This is a genomic window from Uruburuella suis, from assembly GCF_004341385.1.
GTDB lineage: Bacteria > Pseudomonadota > Gammaproteobacteria > Burkholderiales > Neisseriaceae > Neisseria > Neisseria suis.
Genome location: NZ_SLXE01000014.1, coordinates 15,356 through 29,897, shown reverse-complemented (window position 1 = coordinate 29,897; position 14,542 = coordinate 15,356). Strand labels below are relative to the sequence as shown.

The following is a 14,542-nucleotide window of genomic DNA, read 5'->3' as shown; positions in this document are numbered from 1 at the left end:
CAGACGGCCTGTTCAACCATGCGTGTGGCCGTAAATCTCTTGCTCGTTTTTCAACACCGCATCCACGATATGCCATGCGCCATCGCGCCACACGCGGTAAAAACAGCTTTCGCGGCCGGTGTGGCAGGCAATGCCGCCGGCTTGCTCAATCAGCATAATCACCGCATCGCCGTCGCAATCAAGGCGCAATTCGTGCACTTTTTGGGTGTGGCCCGATTCTTCGCCCTTCATCCACTGCTTTTGGCGCGAGCGGCTGTAGTAGTGGGCAAAGCCGGTGGCAGCGGTTTGCTGCAAAGCTTCGGCATTCATCCACGCCACCATCAGCACGCGCAAGGTTTGCGCATCTTGGGCAATGGCGCACACCAGCCCTTTTTCATCAAATTTCACATCTGCCAATAAAGCGTTTTCATTCATTTTCTTGTTCCTTTGCCCGCCTTTTAAAGCGGCGGCTGCCTGAGCGCCCACGGCTGGATTTGCTCCAGCTCGGCCGCCAATTGTAGCAGCAATTGCTCGTTGCCGTGCGCGGCGGCAAATTGCGTGCCCACCGGCAGGCGGTTTTCATGCCAATAAAGCGGCACGCTCATGGCCGGCTGGCCGCTCATATTAAACGGCGCGGTGAAGCCCACATATTGCAAGGCTTTGAGGCTTTGCTGCTCCACCAGCGGATTGTGTGCCATCAGCCAGCCCAAATCCATCTTGCCCAACAGCAGGTTGCTCATGCGCAGCTGCTCTTGCGGCGGCGCCAGCTCACCCGTTTTGGGTGTGATGCGCGGACACACGGGCGTGACCAGCACATCATAGCGGCGGTGGAATTCGGCAGCCGCCCGCCGCTGCGCCAGCACCACTTCACGCGCCCACAAGGCTTCCACCGCGCGCAGGCGGCTGCCGTAAACCATCAGCGACCAAGTGGCCGGCTCCACTTCCTGATAGCCCGGCTTTCGGCCGGAAAGTTGCTCGAAACGCAGGCGGGTTTTGGCCGCTTCGGTGGCCACCAGCACCAGCATCGCACGCGCTAAAGTGTCGGCATCGGCAAAAGCCGGCGCGGCTTCTTCCAGCTCGTGGCCGGCATCGGCCAGCAATTTCAGGCTGTGGGCAAACGCGTTTTTGGTGGCGTCATCAATCTTGCCGCCCAGCCAAGGCTGCACGCAATAGGCGATTTTCAAGCGGCGCAAAGGCTGCTTGAGGCCGTCTGAAAACGAAACTGCCGGCGTGTTGCAGGCATAAAGCGCATAAGGCTGTGTTTGCGCGGCGATGTCGAGCAGCAAAGCGCTGTCGCGCACGCTGCGGGTGAGCGCGTGTTCGCACACCATGCCCTGCCAACCTTCGTCCAACAAAGGGCCGCTGTCCACGCGGCCGCGGCTCGGCTTTAAGCCGAACAAGCCGCAATTGTGCGCGGGAATGCGTATCGAGCCGCCGCCGTCGCTGCCGTGCGCCGCCGGTATCACGCCGGCGGCCACCGCCGCGGCCGCGCCGCCGCTGCTGCCGCCGGGGGTGTGCGCAGCATCCCACGGATTGCGGGTGATGCCGTGTTGCTCGCTTTCCGTGTAGGGCATCAGCCCCCATTCGGGCACGGTGGTTTTGGCAAACACACGCAAGCCGGCGCGCTCATAAGCATCCACCAAATGGCTGTTGCGCGCGGCAATGTGCGTACGCATCATGCGCGAGCCCGATAAAGTGGGCACGCCGCGCCAATCGGCCAGCAAATCTTTCAGGGCAAACGGCACACCGGCCAGCGGCGCTGCTTCAGACGGCATCTGCCAAGCCAAAGCACGCTTGCGGCAATCTTGCGCAGCCAATTGCAGCAAAGGGTTTACCTCATCCAGCCGCGCAAGCGCCGCCTGCAACACTTCATCCGCGCTCACTGCGCCAGTGCGGATCAGTTCGGCAAGCCCAATGGCGTCATATTGGCAGTATTCTTGAAACTGCATGGCTGCTCCCCCTTTATCAACAAAGCTTGTCAACAGCGTTCAGATGGCCTGAATATTTTTGAAATCAATTGATTAAGGCCATCACCACCGCCACCAAAGTCATCACAAACAAAATCCAGCGCAGCGTGTTTGGCTTGAGCTTCACCGTGGTTTTCACGCCGATTTTGGCACCGATAATGCTACCGGCGGCCAGCACCAGGCCGATATCCCACCACACTTGCCCGCGCCATATAAACACCGCCAGCGACACCAGCGTGAAGCCGAGGGTGCAGCACACTTTGAGCGCATTGGCGCGCACCAGATCATAGCGCAGCATGCCGGCGAGCACCGGCAGCATCACAAAGCCCGCGCCGGCTTGCACAAAGCCGCCATACACGCCCACCAGCCACAAGCCGATACGCGATTTCGGGTTTTCTGCCACCGTAATCGGCAAAGTGCCGCTCGGATGCACCAGCGCCGAGCGTTTGAAAAAAGCAAATGCCGCCACCGACAACATGGTAATCAGCAGCATGGGCTTTAACACCGCCACCGGCGCAAACGAAGCCACTAGCGCACCAAACAGCCCGCCGATTAAGGTCGGCCACAAAATCGCCGGCAAATCCTGCGTCGGCAATTTACCCGCATGGCGGAAACCCTGCAAGCCCGACACCGATTGCAGCAACACGCCCACGCGGTTGCTGCCGTTGGCGATATCGGCCGGCACGCCGAACATCATCAACACCGGCAAAATCAGGTTGGAGCCGCCGCCGGCCATCATATTGATCACCCCCGCTGCCACACCGAGCGCGGCCAGCAAGAGATATTGGTAAACATTTAAATCCATGCGTTTTCTGCTTTCACACCTTCAAAACAGCCCTGCCAAAACAGCCCTGCCGCCGGATAGGCTTGCTGCATTTTGGCATTATACCTATTCGAATCAAAGGCCGTCTGAAAGCTATCCAGTTTCCAATCAGCACCCTTATTTTTTAAATGCTGGTGCGCGGTTTTCGACATTGTTCCGGCATTTGCGCAACCGTTGGATACACATTTTTATCGTCAACTTTGGCGCCAATCTCAAACACATCTACCACACATCCCTTTTCCAACCAGCGAAAAGCCGCTTCATAATCTTTACCGGCTCGGGGCACAAAGCTCACGCCGGTGCGGCAACTTTGATGGCGGCTGTCGGTGGTGGCAGATTTCGAGCCATCCAACACCAACGGTTTGCCGGCCGAAATCACAAATTCCTGATAAGAATCACGAAACACCACGCCCTTATCCTGATTGGCGGCCACGCTGCGCACGGTATCGGGCATACCGACCGTATAATTGCGAATGCGCTTGGGCAAGCCGTTGACCATACGGGTGTGCACGCGTTGAGCTGCCTGCGGTTGCCAATCGGCGCAGCTGCTGTTGCGGTATAGGCGGATTTCCTGATTGCCGTATGCACCATAAAGGCGGATTCGGGCATCGCTTGATGGCTGATACGCTTCCTGCTTGTGCACCAAAGTTGATTTTTGCGCCATAAAGCAACCGGATAAGGCCACAGAAGCAGCGCCGATGATGGCTATCCACCCTATTTTCATAATACCCCCTCTTGCACCAACCCAATAAAGCATTGAAAATAAAAATTAAAATAATAATTCGAATCAAAGGCCGTCTGAAAACCGCGCAGCTTCAACCGGCACGGCTATTTTAAATACCGGTTCGCGGCTTTCAGACGGCCTTTTTTATACACACGCTTATGCTGCCTTGTGTGTGTCTGCGCATTTTATAGCGGCACGTTCCAAACCGGCGCTGCGTTGCCCCACCTTTTTCTGATTCAACGCACCCGCCCGTTTTACCGGCGGCTGCCCGTCCGGCAAAAAACAAGGCAGGTTTGCACCCGCCTTGTTGTTGTGTTCACAGCCGCACTTCAATCCCGGCAGCGCGCATGGCTGCTTTGGCTTCGCTGATGCGCACTTCGCCGAAGTGGAAAATGCTCGCCGCCAACACGGCATCGGCTTTACCCTCTTTCACGCCTTCAACCAAATGCTGCACATTGCCCACGCCGCCCGATGCAATCACCGGAATATCCAGCGCTTCGCTCACGGCGCGAGTGAGCGCCAGATTGAAGCCGATTTTGGTGCCGTCTCTATCCATGCTGGTGAGCAGAATCTCGCCGGCGCCGCGCGCCTGCATATTGAGCGCCCATTCCACCGCATCAATGCCGGTGGCCTTGCGCCCGCCGTGGGTAAACACTTCCCAGCGCGTGTTTTCGGGGTTGACTGCTTTGGCGTCGATCGCCACCACAATCGCCTGCGAGCCGAAAAAGCCGCTGGCTTCGTTGATTAAATCGGGGTTGGTCACGGCGGCGGTGTTGATGCCGGCCTTATCGGCACCGGCATTGAGCAGGCGGCGCACATCGGCCACGCTGCGCACGCCGCCGCCGACGGTGAGCGGAATAAACACTTGCGAAGCCACTTCTTCAATCACATGCAAAATGGTGTCGCGGTTGTCGCTGCTGGCGGTAATGTCGAGAAAAGTCAATTCGTCGGCACCCTCGTCGTTGTAGCGTTTGGCCACGTCCACGGGGTTGCCCGCATCGCGCAGGCCGACAAAATTCACGCCTTTCACCACGCGGCCGTTGTCCACATCGAGGCAGGGGATAATGCGTTTTGCTAATGCCATAATTGTTTACTCTGAAAATGCGGCCTTGCCTAATTCACGCCAGCCAGCCGGCCACCCAGGTTTCCACATGGGCGGAGAGCTGGAAATAGCCGATGGCCGACACCATGGCAAAGCCCAATGTGGTCATAAAGCTGGTGGCAAAGCGGTTGACCACCCAAAAAGACAGCCCCACATAAGCCCACAACAAACCCATGCTGATGCCCCAACCCAAATCGATGTGCGGCAACTGGAAAGCGATGGCCGTGCGCAGCAACACCACCAATATCATAAAGCCCAGGCTTTCGGTGAGCGCGTAGATGTCGCGATTGGACGACCATATCGTCCAAAAGCCCAAAATAAATGCTTCAAGCATGAGATTCCCTTAAATCTGAATGCTGTGGTATGGCGGGCAGCCGCTCCCAAACGGCTGCCTGATATTGCGGCAAACTGCCGCATCGCGCTTTCAGACGGCCAGCTCGTCGGCCAGCTTTTGCGCTTGGGCAAAATCAATGCTGCCCTCGTAAATCGCGCGGCCGGTAATCGCACCGGCAACACCTTGTGGCTCGACGGCACACAAGGCGCGGATGTCGTCGAGATTAGTGAGGCCGCCCGAAGCAATCACCGGTATGCCCACGGCTTCGGCCAGCTTGACGGTGGCTTCGATGTTCACGCCGCTCATCATGCCGTCGCGGCCGATGTCGGTGTAGATAATGCTGTTGACGCCGTCGTCGGCAAATTGCCACCCCAAATCGGCCACATGGTGCTCGGTTACTGTGGCCCAGCCGTCAATCGCCACCATGCCCTCTTTGGCATCCAGCCCCACAATAATATGGCCGGCAAAGGCTTTACAGGCTTCGCGCACAAACTGCGGGTTTTTCACCGCAGCGGTGCCGATAATCACATCGGTGAGCCCCAAATCGAGGTATTTTTCGATGGTGGCCAAATCACGGATGCCGCCGCCCAGCTGCACGGGCAGGGTTTTGCCCACTTCCTGCAAAATGGCGCTGATGGCTTCGAGGTTTTTCGGTTTGCCGGCGAAGGCGCCGTCCAAGTCCACCAAATGAAGGCGGCGCGCGCCTTGTTTCACCCAATGCAACGCCATTTCGGCAGGCTCGTCGGAAAACACAGTGGCCTGATCCATCAGGCCTTGCTTCAGGCGCACGCAGCTGCCTTCTTTTAAATCGATTGCAGGAATCAGTAACATTTTATTTCCATAGGGTTTAAGCGGCCTGAATATTTTCAGACGGCCTTTTATGCAGACACAGTTTCAGACGGCCGCGCAATCGCACAGGCCGTCTGAAAACATACATAAATGTATTTTACACAATTTAGCCGTTCCAGCGCAAAAAATTACGCAAAAGCAGCAAGCCGCCATCGTGGCTTTTTTCGGTGTGAAATTGCGTGGCAAACACATTATCCTTGCCCACCACGCAGGCGAATTCATGCGGATATTCGCTGCTGCCCAGCACAATATCGGGCGCGGCCGGGGCGAAATAATAGCTGTGCACAAAGTAAAAACGCGTGTCTTGCGCAATGCCTTCAAACAAAGGATGCGCCTGCGTTTGGTGCACCGTGTTCCAGCCCATATGCGGTACTTTGAGCTTGTCGCCGTGCGCATCGTGCTGATTGGCGGCAAAGCGTTTCACCTCGCCGGCAAACCAGCCCAAGCCCGGTGTGTTGCCCTCTTCGCTGTGGTCGAACAACAATTGCGCGCCCACGCAAATGCCGAAAAAAGGTTTGTTTTTCAGGCCGTCTGAAACCGCTTCGCCCAAGCCGCTTTGTTGCAGCGCGGCCATGCAGTCGGGCATCGCGCCTTGGCCGGGAAAAATGATTTTATCTGCGGCAAACACTTTTTCGGGCGCATCGGTGAGCTCGATTTCTGCGCGCACACCGGCGAGCTTCTGCGCCGCCTGTACCGATTTGAGCACCGAATGCAGATTGCCCATGCCGTAATCCACCACCACCACTTTCATGCGATTTTCCTTTTTTCTGCGTTAGGGGCTGTTCACATTTCACCCGTGCGTAAGATTTTGAGCGCAAAAGCGTGGCTGCAAGGCGAAAAGCACAGCAAGGTTGAACACCTTGCGAGCATTTTCAACGCAGCAGGCGCGTTTTTGAGCCAAAAGATTGCCACGAGATGAATTGTGAACAGACCCTGGGGTATCCTGACATTTCGTTTATGAGGAGGATTTTGTTCCTGCAAATGCAGATGCAAGGCAAAAAACGCAGCAAGGTTGGACACCTTGCGAGGCTTTTTAACGCAGCAGATGCGTTTTCAGGGACGAAATACACCCATAAATCGAAATGTCAGGATACCCTACAGGCTGCGCTGCATCACCGAAAACGACACCAACACAATCACCAGCGGCAACAAAGCGCCAAACCAATAAAGCGAGAGCCAGCGGACCCGCTCGCTGCGCCATTGGCGCAGCAGCACCAGATAAGCCCAACAATAAAAGCCGAAAGCGGCTGCGGCAATCGGCGACATCTCGCCGCCCACCACCACAAAGCCCGCCACGCCCAAACACAAGCCGTAGGATAGCGCCCACGGCCAAACCGGGCCGTTGCGGCCCACATAATCCTGCAATTTTCCAAAAATCAACAACAACACACTAGGCAACATAATCGGTTCAGTTAAGGGTTTGATTTTGCGTATCCGCACGGCGGCGTTTGAGCTCGCCCAAGCGCACCACCACATAAGCCATCAGCGCCACCACGAAAAACACCAGCAGCATCCAAGCGATGCCTTGCAGCGATTCGATAATGGTGCGATACACTTCGAGCACCCAGCGCTCGCCGGTAAGCGGCACGATTTGGGCTTTTTCATCCCAGCGCCACGGCGTGATGTATTTTTCCAGCTCGCCGATACGCACGCCGGCCGACACGCCCACCACCAAAATGGCAAACTTCATATAGCGCACCCAGGCTTCGCTGATGGGGTCGTCGATAATGCGGGTGAGGATATTGTGCAGCGGCTGCGCAAACAAACGCGCCACTAAGGCCGACACCGCCAGCGCCAGCACAAATGTAACCAACAGCAAGGTGATAAACATCGTGGCCTTTCATAGTGTTATACCAATCCCAAAAAATAACCTAACTTCGTTGTCTCGCCTTGCCATACTATCTGTACTGTCTTCGGCTCGCCGCCTTGTTAGCTTACTTTTTTGAATGGGTATTAGATGCAGCCTGCGAAAACCGGCAGGCCGTCTGAAAAGCGATTGTATGTTTCAGACGGCCTGATTGCCAAGTGTTTCCTGAAGAAAGCGCCGATTCTTCGGCCGCCTCCTTTTCGATTTAATGGTTCAAAATTTTCGACAAAAATTGCTGCGCCCGCTCGCTGCGCGGGCTGCCGAAGAATTCTTCAGTGCTGCAATCTTCCACAATCTGGCCGGCATCCATAAACACCACTTTATTGGCCACTTGCTTGGCAAAGCCCATTTCGTGGGTAACACACATCATGGTCATGCCCTCTTTAGCCAAGCCCACCATCACATCGAGCACTTCCTGAATCATTTCCGGATCAAGCGCGGAAGTGGGCTCGTCAAACAGCATAGCCACCGGATCCATGGCCAGCGCACGCGCAATCGCCACCCGCTGCTGCTGGCCGCCTGACAATTCGGCCGGATATTTGTGCGCCTGCGCGCTCAAGCCCACGCGGTCGAGATAGGCCAGCCCTTTTTTAAGCGCTTCTTGCTTGCTGCGGCCAAGCACCTTAATTTGCGCCACGGTGAGGTTGTCGGTGATGCTCAGATGCGGAAACAGCTCGAAATGCTGAAACACCATGCCCACGCGGCTGCGCAGCTTGGGTAAATCGGTTTGCGGATGCCCCACCGACGTGCCGTCGATCACGATTTCGCCTTTTTGGAAAGGCTCCAACCCGTTTACACATTTAATCAGCGTGGATTTGCCGCTGCCCGAAGGGCCGCACACCACCACCACATCGCCTTTGGCAATGCGGGTGCTGCAATCGGTGAGCACCTGAAAATCGCCATACCATTTATTCACATTGTTGATTTCAATCATTTTTACACCCGCAATCTTTTTTGCAAACGTTTCACACCAAAAGTGGCAATCGCGCTCACCGCAAAATACACCGCACCGGCAAACAGAATATACGGCGTGAGCATGCCCATCAAATCGCCGCGCACATAAGAGGCGCGGAAGAAATCCACCAAGCCGATAGCAAACACTAGCGTGGTATCTTGAAACAGAATAATGCTCTGCTGCAAAATCAGCGGCAGCATTTTGCGGAAAGCCTGCGGCAGAATCACGAGCCGCATGGTTTGGCTGTAAGTCATGCCCAGTGCTTTGGCCGCATTCACCTGCCCTTTGGAAATCGACTGTATGCCCGCGCGCACCACTTCGGCAAAATAAGCCGCCTCAAACACCATAAACGCCACCGCGCACGAAGCAAAAGCCACGTTGATGGTGAGATAGCGCCCGGTGGCCCAGTTGTACATCATCGGCACGGCGAAGTAAAACCAGATCAGCACCAAAAGCAAAGGCACCGAGCGGAAAAAATTCACATAAAGCTTGGCCGGCAGCGACAAGATTTTAAAAGGCGATAAACGCGCCAGCGCCAGCAGCGTGCCGATGACCATGCCGCCGGCCACAGCAATCGCCACGATTTCCAGCGTGGTGGTGATGCCGGCCAAAAGGCCGGGCGATGCCGCCTGCAATTCTGCAATTCCGAAAGCCATCTTATTTGCCCTCCGCCATCAAGCCCGGCACTCTGTATTTGCGCTCGAGAAAATTCATTAACATAATCAAAACCAAATTAATCACCAAATAAATCAGCGTGGCATAGGTGTAGATTTCAAAATTGTTTTGCGTGTATTCGGCAATGGTTTTGGTTTGGCTGATTAATTCGGCAACGCCCACCAGCGATGCCACCGAGGCGTTTTTAAAGCAGTTGGTCAATTCCGAGCTCATGGGCGGCAAAATCACCCGGAAAGCCTGCGGCAGCAGCACTTGCCGGTAAACTTGAGCAGTGCTGAATCCCAGCGCATAAGCGGCGTGGCTCTGCCCCTGCGGCAGCGACTGAATGCCGGTGCGCACCTGCTCGGCAATGCGCGCGGCGGTGAAAAGCCCCAAGCCCACGCTGGCCGAGAGCATGGCCGAGGTGTTGGGCGCAAGGCCGAAATACCACCATTGGCGCAAGCCTTCGGGAAAAAAGCCCGGCACCACGTAATACCAGATAAAAAGCTGCACCAGCAAAGGCACGTTGCGAAACAGGCTCACATAGGCCGAAGCGATGGTTTGCAGCGGCTTATTGGGCAGCGTACGCATAATGCCCAACACCGTGCCCAGCGTGAGCGCGATAAGCCAAGCGATGCCGCCGATTAAAAACAGCCAGCCGAGGCCCGAGAGCATCCAGCTCAAATAGGTTTCGTTGCCGATGCCGGTGCTGTCAAACAGCACGCCCCAGTTCCAGGAATAGCCCATATTCCGTTCCTTCTGTTGTTTGGATTCTGCCCTGATACGGCAGAATATTGGCTTTTATATACACCAAACGCCCTTTCCGTCGCTCCTGCGTAGGCAGGAGCACAGCCTGAAGCGCAGCTTCAGTTGTCGGGCAGCTAGCTACCATCAACACATAAAATCAAATATTTGATTTTATAGAGAATCTTTTATTTTCAGAAATGTGTGAGGCAAGCAAAGCGCTGCTTTGCACCGGGCACCTGCCTGCGCGGATGCGACAGATATCCGGTTTTGCAAAAGTCTCAGGCCGTCTGAAAACCATCCGGCTCGCACCGGCCATCTAAAGAAGGCGGCGGGCTTTTCAAACCCGCCGCCTTTTGCCACATGATGTGCCGGCTGTTTGAAATGTTTACTCTGCGGCTCTATCGGTGGGGTTGGCGATAATTTCTTTTACCTGCGCCGACATCGGAAATGCCAAATTCACGCCTTTGGGCGGAATCGGGCTTTCAAACCATTTTTTATACAGCGCATCGATTTCGGCGGTGTTTTTAAACGTGGCATCCAGCGCACCATCCACCACCGCTTTAAACGGCGCATCGCCTTTGCGCACCATGCAGCCGTAGCGCTCAAACGACATCGGCTCGCCCACAATCACCCAATTATCGGGGTTGGGCGTTTTGGCACGCTCGCCCGCCAGTAAAATATCATCCATCATAAAGGCTTGCGCGCGGCCGTTAAACAGCATCAGCGCGGCTTCGCCGTGGTCTTTGGCGGAAATAATGTTCATGCCGAGCTTTTCTTTGTCGTTATATTCTTTCAACAAACGCTCGGAAGTGGTGCCGGCCGTGGTGACCACGGTTTTGCCTTTCAAATCGCCAAAGCCGTTGATGCCGGCATCTTTGGCGGCCATCAGGCGGGTGCCGATTTCAAAGAAAGCATTGGAAAAATCCACCTGCTTTTGACGCTCGAGATTGTTGGTGGTGGAGCCGCATTCCAAATCTACCGTGCCGTTGCTCACCAGCGGGATGCGGTTTTGCGAGGTAACCAAGTTGTAGCGCACTTTCAAATCGGGCATGTTGAGCTCTTTTTTCACCGCTTCCACCACTTTGAGCTGCAAATCATGGGCATAGCCTACCGGTTGATTGGGCTGATCGGCAATGTAGGAAAACGGAATGGAAGAATCACGGTGCCCCAACACAATGGTGCCCGACGATTTGATTTTCTCCAAAGTGCCCTGCCCTGCTGCGGCCGGCGCGGCGCCTGATGCGCTGCTTTCGGCCGGTTTCGATGCTTCGCCGCCGCAAGCCGCCAAGCTCAATGCCGCCAAGCAGGCGAGGCTGAAAGGTTTGAGTGCTGTCAATTTCATTTCTTGCTCCTATGTTGTTGTCGTTATTCTGCACAAGCCCGCAGCCGCCGCAAAAAAGCCGCCCCGCCTTGATGGAATTTATCCTAGCTTAACCTATTTTATTTGACAACCCGATTAACACACTCAAATCATAAGTGGCTGATATTATTCAATCAATAAAATCAGAATATTTTACCGCTATCGATTTGATTGTTAACAATAAAAAGCTACTTTTCACTACATTGCAAACAATATTCATCTTAATCCCCATCACCAAAAAGGCCGTCTGAATGTTTCAGACGGCCTTTTTATGAACATATAATCATTTATCCGGCGCGCTTCAGCAATGATTGCCGTCTTTCGGATTGGGGTCGATTTGGTCGAGACGGGTGAGCGCTTTGCGGCGGATTTCCTCATCGCTCAGGGGCTTTTGCGCATAGGTAATGGCATCGTCCACCGAATCTTCAATCACCAATTCGCGCTCTTCCGCTTCCATTTCATCAGCGGTGGTGGGCTCGTGGCATTCGGAAATCTGGTCGGTGTTGAGCTCTACTTGCGGCTTGATGGCATCGAAATCCTGCTCGCCCGCTGCCACGCTGCCGGCCTGCGCCTGCTCGGCTTGGGCGGCTTCGCGGTGCAGGTAATCATCGCAGCGCTCTTGTATTACCGCATCGCACTCTTGCGATTCCATTACTTGGGCGTGCGTGGGGTTGGGCTTATTCATGATTTTCTCCTTGTGGCAGTTATTGTGTGAATGAGCGGCAAGGCTCAAGTGTTTTTATCATAACAAGAAAAAGGCCGTCTGAAAGCTTTCAGACGGCCTTTAGCAAGATTTAACCGATGCCTGAATGCCGACATCATTCGAGCATAAAGCCAATCAGGCCGTCTGAAACCCTGCACTTTCAGACGGCCTGATATAAACAGCAAGCTGCATCAGGCGGTGAGCGTGCCTTTGGTGGAGGGCATTTGACCGGCCATGCGCTCATCGTGCGCCACGGCCATGCGCAGCGCGCGGCCAAACGCTTTAAACACGGTTTCGGCTTGATGGTGTGCATTGATGCCGCGCAGGTTGTCGATATGCAGCGTCATCATGCTGTGGTTGACCAAGCCGTGGAAAAATTCGCTGAATAAATCCACATCGAATTTGCCGATCATGGCGCGGGTGAATTCGAGGTTGTACACCAAGCCCGGGCGGCCGGACAAATCGAGCACCACGCGGCTCAAGGCTTCATCGAGCGGCACATAGCTCATGCCGTAGCGGCAGATGCCGGCTTTGTCGCCCAGAGCTTGCTTGAGCGCCTGCCCCAGCGTGATGCCGATGTCTTCCACGGTGTGGTGGTCGTCGATGTGCAAATCGCCCCGGCAGGTGATGTCGAGATCAATCAGGCTGTGGCGGCTGATTTGGTCGAGCATGTGCTCGAGAAAAGGCACGCCGGTGTCGAATCGGCTTTGGCCGGTGCCATCCAGATTGATGGACACGGTGATTTGGGTTTCGCTGGTGTGGCGGCTCACGGTGGCGCTGCGCGTTTGCGCTGCTTCCGCAGCCATGGCCAGCGCGGCCTCGGCAGCGGCTTTTTCCGCTTTTTCGGCCTTTTCTTCTTTAGACAGATGCTTTCTGCCCATCCAGCCGGCGGGCTTGCCCATGCCGTTTTCTAGCTTGGCCTGCAAGGCCGATTGGATGCCGCGCCCTTTGGCGGTTTCATCCTGCGCCTGTTTTTCCAGGCGGTGTTTCAGCTGATACAGCGCGGAAGGGTTGTCGTAGCCGCTGCGGCGGGCCAGCTCGCCAAGCGAGCCGGCTTCTTCGATCAGCAGATAAAGGTTTTGCAGATGGGTTTGTATTTTTTTCATAATCCGGTCTTTTTTATCAATAAAAGCAATCACTTAAATGCAAAACGCAAATACGCTCAGGTTTGTTTGCATTTTATCTTTATTTTTCATACAGCGCGCGCATCAGCGCCAACACGGCATCGTTTTGCCCGGGCGCACCCATGGTGATGCGCACACATTGCGCCAGCAGCGGGTGCGCGCCGTGCAATTTTTTAATTAAAATCTTATTTTGCTTGAGCGTGTCAAACAATTGATCTGCATCGGGCACGCGCACGGTGATGAAATTGGCTTCGCTCTCAAAAGCTTGAATAGCGGCGATTTGCTGCAATTGCGCCAGCATGCGCTCGCGCTCGGCTTTGAGCTTGGCGGTGGTGGCAGCAATGGCATCGGCATGCTCGAGCGCAAATTTGGCGGTGGCCAGGCTCAGCTGGTTCATATTATAAGGCGGCACGATCTTGGCCAGCTCGTTGATGATTTCGGCGCAGCCGGCGGCATAGCCCACGCGTATGCCGGCAAAGCCGATTTTGCTCACGGTGCGCATCAGCACCAAATTTTCAATCTGCCCCGCTTGCGGCAAAAAGCTGTCGCCGCTGAATGCGCCATAGGCTTCGTCCACCACCACAACGCCGGGCGCGGCATTGATAATGGCCTGCACTTGGGCGCGCGAAAAGCCCACGCCGGTGGGGTTGTTGGGATACGACACAAACACCAGCGCCGGCCGATGCGCGGCAATGGCCTCAAGCACGGCCGGCAGATTCATGCTGAAATCGTCGTTCAGCGGCACACCGATATAATCGAGCCCGTAAACCTGCGCATTGTGCCGATACATCACAAAGCTCGGCTCCAGCGCCAGCACCGCAGCACCGGGCTTGGCCACCAGCATGGTGATGAGTTGGATTAATTCATCCGAGCCGTTGCCCAGCGCGATTTCGGCAGCGGCCGGAATATCAAAAGCCTGGCGCAGCGCGGCTTGCAGGCCGCTGGTGGCAGGATTGGGATAAAGATGAATCGGCGCTTCAGCCAAGCGGGCAGCCCATTCGGCCTGCAATTGGGGCGAGTGGGCAAACGGGTGATACGGGCTTTCCATGGCATCGAGCTTAGTGAAGCCTTCGGGCAGCGCGGCCACTTGATAAGCGCTCATGGCGCGGATGTCGGCGCGGATAATATCGGATAAATGGCTCATTAACGGCTTTGGTGTAAACAGGCCGTCTGAAACACGACGCGCCTTTTTTGTCGACAAAATGCTCGGGGCTGTTTACATTTATTCGCGGGTAAGATTTTGAGCGAAAAAGCGTATATGCAAGGCAAAAAGCGCAACCGGCACGTTTGATCGCCAAAAGATTGCCGCGAAATGAAATATAAACAGCGCCTAATGTATCATAAAAAAGCGTGT

17 protein-coding genes are annotated in these 14,542 nt (G+C 55.3%); all 17 read right to left on the bottom strand.

Annotated elements, in window-relative coordinates:
• Nucleotides 1–12: 12 nt before the first annotated feature.
• The gene (gene hisI, locus EV680_RS06365; RefSeq protein ID WP_132953909.1) at nucleotides 13–414 is read right to left on the bottom strand and encodes a phosphoribosyl-AMP cyclohydrolase; all 402 of its coding nucleotides are present in this window, start codon (nucleotides 412–414) and stop codon (nucleotides 13–15) included.
• A gap of 23 nt (nucleotides 415–437) precedes the next feature.
• On the bottom strand, nucleotides 438–1,928 hold the full coding sequence (locus EV680_RS06360; RefSeq protein ID WP_132953908.1) for an amidase: 1,491 nt from the start codon (nucleotides 1,926–1,928) through the stop codon (nucleotides 438–440).
• Between the two features lie 64 nt (nucleotides 1,929–1,992).
• Nucleotides 1,993–2,751 carry a sulfite exporter TauE/SafE family protein gene (locus tag EV680_RS06355; RefSeq protein WP_132953907.1) on the bottom strand — a complete coding sequence of 253 codons (759 nt, stop codon included), beginning with the start codon at nucleotides 2,749–2,751 and terminating at the stop codon, nucleotides 1,993–1,995.
• 142 nt (nucleotides 2,752–2,893) lie between these two features.
• Nucleotides 2,894–3,493 carry a hypothetical protein gene (locus EV680_RS06350; RefSeq protein ID WP_132953906.1) on the bottom strand — a complete coding sequence of 200 codons (600 nt, stop codon included), beginning with the start codon at nucleotides 3,491–3,493 and terminating at the stop codon, nucleotides 2,894–2,896.
• A gap of 316 nt (nucleotides 3,494–3,809) precedes the next feature.
• A complete protein-coding gene (hisF, locus tag EV680_RS06345) occupies nucleotides 3,810–4,577 on the bottom strand; it encodes an imidazole glycerol phosphate synthase subunit HisF (RefSeq protein ID WP_132953905.1) in 768 nt (255 codons plus the stop codon).
• 34 nt (nucleotides 4,578–4,611) lie between these two features.
• Nucleotides 4,612–4,929: a multidrug transporter MatE gene (locus tag EV680_RS06340; protein ID WP_132953904.1), complete on the bottom strand. Its 318-nt coding sequence runs from the start codon at nucleotides 4,927–4,929 to the stop codon at nucleotides 4,612–4,614.
• Nucleotides 4,930–5,019: 90 nt separating this feature from the next.
• Nucleotides 5,020–5,760, bottom strand: coding sequence for a 1-(5-phosphoribosyl)-5-[(5-phosphoribosylamino)methylideneamino]imidazole-4-carboxamide isomerase (gene hisA / locus EV680_RS06335; protein WP_132953903.1), 741 nt, complete (start codon nucleotides 5,758–5,760; stop codon nucleotides 5,020–5,022).
• Between the two features lie 124 nt (nucleotides 5,761–5,884).
• Entirely contained in the window at nucleotides 5,885–6,529 is a 645-nt protein-coding gene (hisH, locus tag EV680_RS06330) for an imidazole glycerol phosphate synthase subunit HisH (RefSeq protein WP_132953902.1), read from the bottom strand.
• 344 nt (nucleotides 6,530–6,873) lie between these two features.
• On the bottom strand, nucleotides 6,874–7,179 hold the full coding sequence (locus EV680_RS06325; RefSeq protein WP_132953901.1) for a hypothetical protein: 306 nt from the start codon (nucleotides 7,177–7,179) through the stop codon (nucleotides 6,874–6,876).
• Nucleotides 7,180–7,186: 7 nt separating this feature from the next.
• Nucleotides 7,187–7,609, bottom strand: a complete 423-nt coding sequence (locus EV680_RS06320) for a hypothetical protein (RefSeq protein ID WP_132953900.1) — start codon at nucleotides 7,607–7,609, stop codon at nucleotides 7,187–7,189.
• Nucleotides 7,610–7,850: 241 nt separating this feature from the next.
• Complete coding sequence (locus EV680_RS06315) at nucleotides 7,851–8,579, bottom strand: amino acid ABC transporter ATP-binding protein (RefSeq protein WP_132953899.1); 729 nt, start codon at nucleotides 8,577–8,579, stop codon at nucleotides 7,851–7,853.
• Nucleotides 8,580–8,581: 2 nt separating this feature from the next.
• Nucleotides 8,582–9,256: an amino acid ABC transporter permease gene (locus EV680_RS06310; protein WP_132953898.1), complete on the bottom strand. Its 675-nt coding sequence runs from the start codon at nucleotides 9,254–9,256 to the stop codon at nucleotides 8,582–8,584.
• Nucleotide 9,257: 1 nt separating this feature from the next.
• Entirely contained in the window at nucleotides 9,258–10,001 is a 744-nt protein-coding gene (locus EV680_RS06305; protein WP_132953897.1) for an amino acid ABC transporter permease, read from the bottom strand.
• 385 nt (nucleotides 10,002–10,386) lie between these two features.
• Entirely contained in the window at nucleotides 10,387–11,337 is a 951-nt protein-coding gene (locus tag EV680_RS06300; RefSeq protein WP_481557202.1) for a transporter substrate-binding domain-containing protein, read from the bottom strand.
• Nucleotides 11,338–11,662: 325 nt separating this feature from the next.
• Nucleotides 11,663–12,046, bottom strand: a complete 384-nt coding sequence (locus EV680_RS06295; RefSeq protein ID WP_132953895.1) for a hypothetical protein — start codon at nucleotides 12,044–12,046, stop codon at nucleotides 11,663–11,665.
• 209 nt (nucleotides 12,047–12,255) lie between these two features.
• Nucleotides 12,256–13,170 carry an imidazoleglycerol-phosphate dehydratase HisB gene (gene hisB / locus EV680_RS06290; protein ID WP_132953894.1) on the bottom strand — a complete coding sequence of 305 codons (915 nt, stop codon included), beginning with the start codon at nucleotides 13,168–13,170 and terminating at the stop codon, nucleotides 12,256–12,258.
• Nucleotides 13,171–13,249: 79 nt separating this feature from the next.
• Nucleotides 13,250–14,332 carry a histidinol-phosphate transaminase gene (hisC, locus tag EV680_RS06285; RefSeq protein ID WP_132953893.1) on the bottom strand — a complete coding sequence of 361 codons (1,083 nt, stop codon included), beginning with the start codon at nucleotides 14,330–14,332 and terminating at the stop codon, nucleotides 13,250–13,252.
• Between the last annotated feature and the right edge of the window lie 210 nt (nucleotides 14,333–14,542).